We start from the raw sequence: 3,969 nt of genomic DNA on the forward strand, positions 1-3,969 counted from the left end.
CTCCGGGCGGGCCGGCAGGTGCGGGCAACCCACCCGCCGGCGGCGCCTGCCGCTGTTTCAAGGAGGAAAGGTCGACGGCGCCACGCAGGTTAAGCAGGCTGGCAGCGGCTGGAGGGACAGGGCGGGAAGCTGGCGAACTCATGCTTTCCACTCTAGCCACTCCGGCCGCTGCCGGGTGTACTGCGTGAAGGGGGTTTACCCCTGAGACGTTACTTGAAGCTTGCGCCTACCAGCCCGCGGGTGGCTGCCACCAGCTTCATGGGATCCGTGGAGCCTGCCGGCGGGACGTAGACCGCCATGGATTCGGCGAAGTTCAGGACCATGCCCGTGGTGGTTTCCTTGCCGCCTGCAAGCGCCGCGGCATCGTCACCGATGGTCAGTTTGTCGCCGGAGGCTTTGGGGGTGCCATCGAAACCGAAGTTGATCCGGCCCAGGACCAGCGCCCCGCCGTCGGCGGTCCGGAATACCACGGTGCTTTCGGGCACTACCTTGTGGGTGAAGGAGAAGTTGCCATTTTCGCCTGATTTAACCACTTCTGCCTGGTAGGACAGCGTGTCCGCGATGTAGGGCGAGGAGGCGCCCTCCACCAGTTTGTCCTTGAAACTGGACTCGGCGTTGGACAGGCGGTCCGCCAGGCCTGCAAGGGCTTCTTCGCCGCTGTAGAGCAGCCCGGACTTGTCTGCGGCGGCGAGCGTCTCGGTGCCGCTCCGGTCGATGGCAGGGAACGTTGTGCCCGGCTGCAGCGGGGTGGTCTCGGTCAGCTTGTAGTTCTCCCGCGGTGAGGGCTGAACCAAAGTCAGCAGCTGCGGGACAACGTTGCCGTCGCCCTGGGTGACAGCGAGGACGGAGCGGGGCCAGCTGCGCTCACTGGTGACCACCGTGGTGAGGAGCTTCGTGGACCGGACCGGCATCCGGGCTTCGTAGGTGCCCACCTGGGAACGGATCTTGTAGTTCTGGGTGCGGACTTCAAGCTCGGTCCCGCCAACCCGCTCTGCGAGCTGGGCTGCGTCCTTGGCGGCGTCGCCGGCGTCCGCGGCACTGGAGACCTGTTCCAGGATGCGGCGGAACTGGGCGTCCAGGAGGACAGGCGATGCAGCCGGCTGCCCGGCGGCGGCAGCGGATTCCGTTGCCGGAGCCGGCGCGGGGCTGGTGGCAGCGGTGGCGGCGCCACCGGTGAATGCAACAACAGCGGCCGTCACAGCGGCAGTAGCTACGCCGCCGGAGACCATCGGGAGCCTCGACGAGGAGCGTGCTTCAGACTTCGCCCGGGCGCGCTGGGCAAACCCGCTGCCCTTTCCGTCGCCTTCGCCGTCCTTCTTGCGTGCGGAGAGGAGCGCCAAGGCAATCCCGGCGAGCATCAGGAGTCCGCCCAGGACCATCAGCGGGATGGCCCAGGGGGTGGCGGTGTCATTGGGGAATGTCATGGAGATGGTGGCCGGCGCAGGCTTGGTGCCGTCGGAGGCCAGCAGGAGCGTCCACTCGCCGTCGGCAGGCGGGGTCCAGGTGTACTCCAGCTCACCGCTGGCGTTTTCCGTGGAGACCCACAGGTCCGAGCCGGCCGGGTTCGGAGCTGTCGCCTCACCGTCGGCGTGCTCCACCTGGAGCGACTTCTGGTCCTCGGTAACCCCGGTGATGGTGTTGTGGGCCGTCTGGCCCACCCAGGCGTCAACGTCATCGGGCCGGCCGGCGGCGAGCATGAAGTTGCCGTCTCCCTCGATGTCGATCTTGACCGTTCCACCGTGCAGCGTGCGCAGTTTCTGGTCGATAACGGTCAGGGGGGCCTCGGCGGCATCTGACGGGGCCGAAGCCGTGAAGGTCTCGGAGGGAGCCCAGATGGTTTTCTGGCCGATACCGGCCAGAAGTGTCAGGAGGCCGAGCAGCACGAGTGCGACTGCAGTCTTGAAACGCAAAGGAAACACCTATCATCAGCGGGGGTTTGCTTTCAATAGTAACCGTTTTGTTACCAGGAGCCCCTTTTGGGCGCCCGTGGACCTTCCCGGTTCCCGGTTGGGAGTCCTCCTGACCGGGCGCCCCCGCCTCTGGTAGCAAGGCTGCTGATAGTGTTTGCGATGATCATCACACCGGCCCGCACACGCGGTGCCACGCACGGAACGGGCACCAAAATCCAGTGACTGACAAGACGGACGAATCCTCCGCGGCCCACGAAAATCAACCGGCCGTCGGCGCTCCGCAGTCCTTGCCGGAGAGGCCTGCCAGGCTCAAGCGGCACGCCGCCGCGGCGGCGGCCCTGGGCTTTATTGCCCGCCGCCTGCGCCAGCCGTTACCCGGGGCCCAGCCCAGGCTGCGTTTTGAGATGCCGCCGGAATTGCCGGCGGAATACACTGCCGCTGAAGAAGACACCGCCGCCGACGGCGAGACGGCTCCCCAGTTCGGCAAGCCTGGCCCCCGCATCTCTCCGCAGCACCCGCTGTATATGGGCTTCATGGGGACGGTGGGTGTGGGCCTTGCACTGCTCGTCTACTGGATCGGTTCGAACACCACGCAGCTGCTGCTGTGGATTGTGGCTGCCCTCTTCATCGCCCTTGGCCTTGAGCCGGTGGTCGGCTGGCTGGAGAACCGGAAGATTCCCCGCCCGGCAGGCATTCTGGTGTCGGTCGCGGTTCTGGTCAGCGCCGTTGCAGGGTTTTTCGCCACCCTCATCCCCACGATCGTGGAACAGGTCACTGAGATTGTTGAGCAGGCGCCCATCTGGGTGCGGGACTTCATCGATTCTGAATTCTTCCGCAACGTGGACAGCCAGTTCGGCATCCGCGACCGCATCACGGAGGAACTCGACAAATTCGTCAATGATCCCGCCGCGATGGGCGGGATCTTCGGCGGGGTGGTGGGCTTCGGTTCCACCCTCGCCAACGGCCTCTTCGGTGCCCTGATCGTCCTGGTCCTGAGCCTTTACTTCCTGGCCGCACTGCCGGCCATGAAGAAGTGGGGCTACCGGCTGGCACCCCGCTCCCGCCGGCCCCGGGTGGCGGCCCTTTCGGAAGAAATCACCCGTTCGGTAGGCAACTACGTGATCGGCCAGGCGTGTGTGGCCTTGCTGAACGCCACGTTCGCGTTCATCGTCATGTCCATCGTGGGAGTCCCCTTCGCCGTACTGCTCGCCTTCGTTGTGGCACTGCTGGCCTTCATTCCCCTGGTGGGCGGCCTGATAGCGGGCGTGCTGGTAACGCTGATTTCGCTGACCGAGGGCTGGCAGACAGCCGCCATCTTCGCGGTCTGCTACTTCGCGTACCTGCAGTTCGAGGCCTACTTCATCTCCCCGCGCATCATGCAGAAAGCCGTTGCCGTACCGGGCGCCGTGGCCGTCATCTCCGTTATCGCCGGCGGCAGCCTGCTGGGCGTCCTGGGCGCGCTGATCGCGATTCCCACCGCAGCGGCCATCCTGCTGCTCTTGAAGGAGATCTACATCGTCCGCCAGGACAAGCACTAACCCACGGCAGTCGCCACAGGCCCGTTCCACTCCTGCGGCAGGCCCCCGGGGCCGGATCCTGCTTCGGTCACATCGTCCACGATCTCGTTCAGGGCACGGGAGGCGTACTTCTCCCCCACCCACAGGTGCTTGGCGCCGTCCACCCCGACCACCCGGGCCTGGGGAACCAGGCCGAAGCGTTCGACGGCGGCCGCCGGCTGGAGATAGTCGTCGTGCTCGGGCACCAGGACGGTCAGCGGTTTTCCTGCCTTTGACCACTGGCGGAGGTGGTCGTCCGTGGCCCTGTGCAGCGGCGGCGAGAGCAGCACCGCGCCTTCTATCCCACTGGCCACCGGTTCCACCGCGCCGTACATCAAGGCCAGTTCGGTACCGAAGGACCAACCCACCAGCCACCGGTTGGGCAGCTGGCGTTCGACGGCGAACCGCACCGCTGCCTCGACGTCGAGCCGCTCGCCGATCCCCTCTTCAAAGGAACCCGCGCTGGTGCCCCGCGGCGATGACGTTCCGCGGGTGTTGAAGCG

The 3,969-nt window shown here is 66.2% G+C and carries 3 protein-coding genes and 1 pseudogene; 1 reads left to right on the plus strand and 3 read right to left on the minus strand.

Going from position 1 to position 3,969, the window contains the following annotated elements; genetic code table 11:
- Together DBR22_RS24260 and DBR22_RS01625 are read right to left on the minus strand one after the other, a co-directional pair.
- Nucleotides 1-142: pseudogene (locus tag DBR22_RS24260) on the minus strand (co-chaperone YbbN); the annotation flags it as partial.
- A 67-nt stretch (nt 143-209) separates the two neighbouring features.
- Nucleotides 210-1,910, minus strand: a complete 1,701-nt coding sequence (locus DBR22_RS01625; protein WP_258229008.1) for a hypothetical protein — start codon at nt 1,908-1,910, stop codon at nt 210-212.
- A 218-nt stretch (nt 1,911-2,128) separates the two neighbouring features.
- On the opposite strand from DBR22_RS01625, the gene DBR22_RS01630 reads away from it, so the two are divergent.
- On the plus strand, nt 2,129-3,448 hold the full coding sequence (locus DBR22_RS01630) for an AI-2E family transporter (protein WP_108597488.1): 1,320 nt from the start codon (nt 2,129-2,131) through the stop codon (nt 3,446-3,448).
- Here the strand turns inward: DBR22_RS01630 and DBR22_RS01635 are convergent.
- Nucleotides 3,445-3,969 (minus strand): alpha/beta hydrolase (locus DBR22_RS01635; RefSeq protein ID WP_375134863.1); only part of this gene is annotated, 525 nt, incomplete at its 5' end. The genes DBR22_RS01630 and DBR22_RS01635 overlap by 4 nt on opposite strands.

The sequence above is a fragment of the Arthrobacter sp. HMWF013 genome (assembly GCF_003061105.1).
GTDB lineage: Bacteria > Actinomycetota > Actinomycetes > Actinomycetales > Micrococcaceae > Arthrobacter.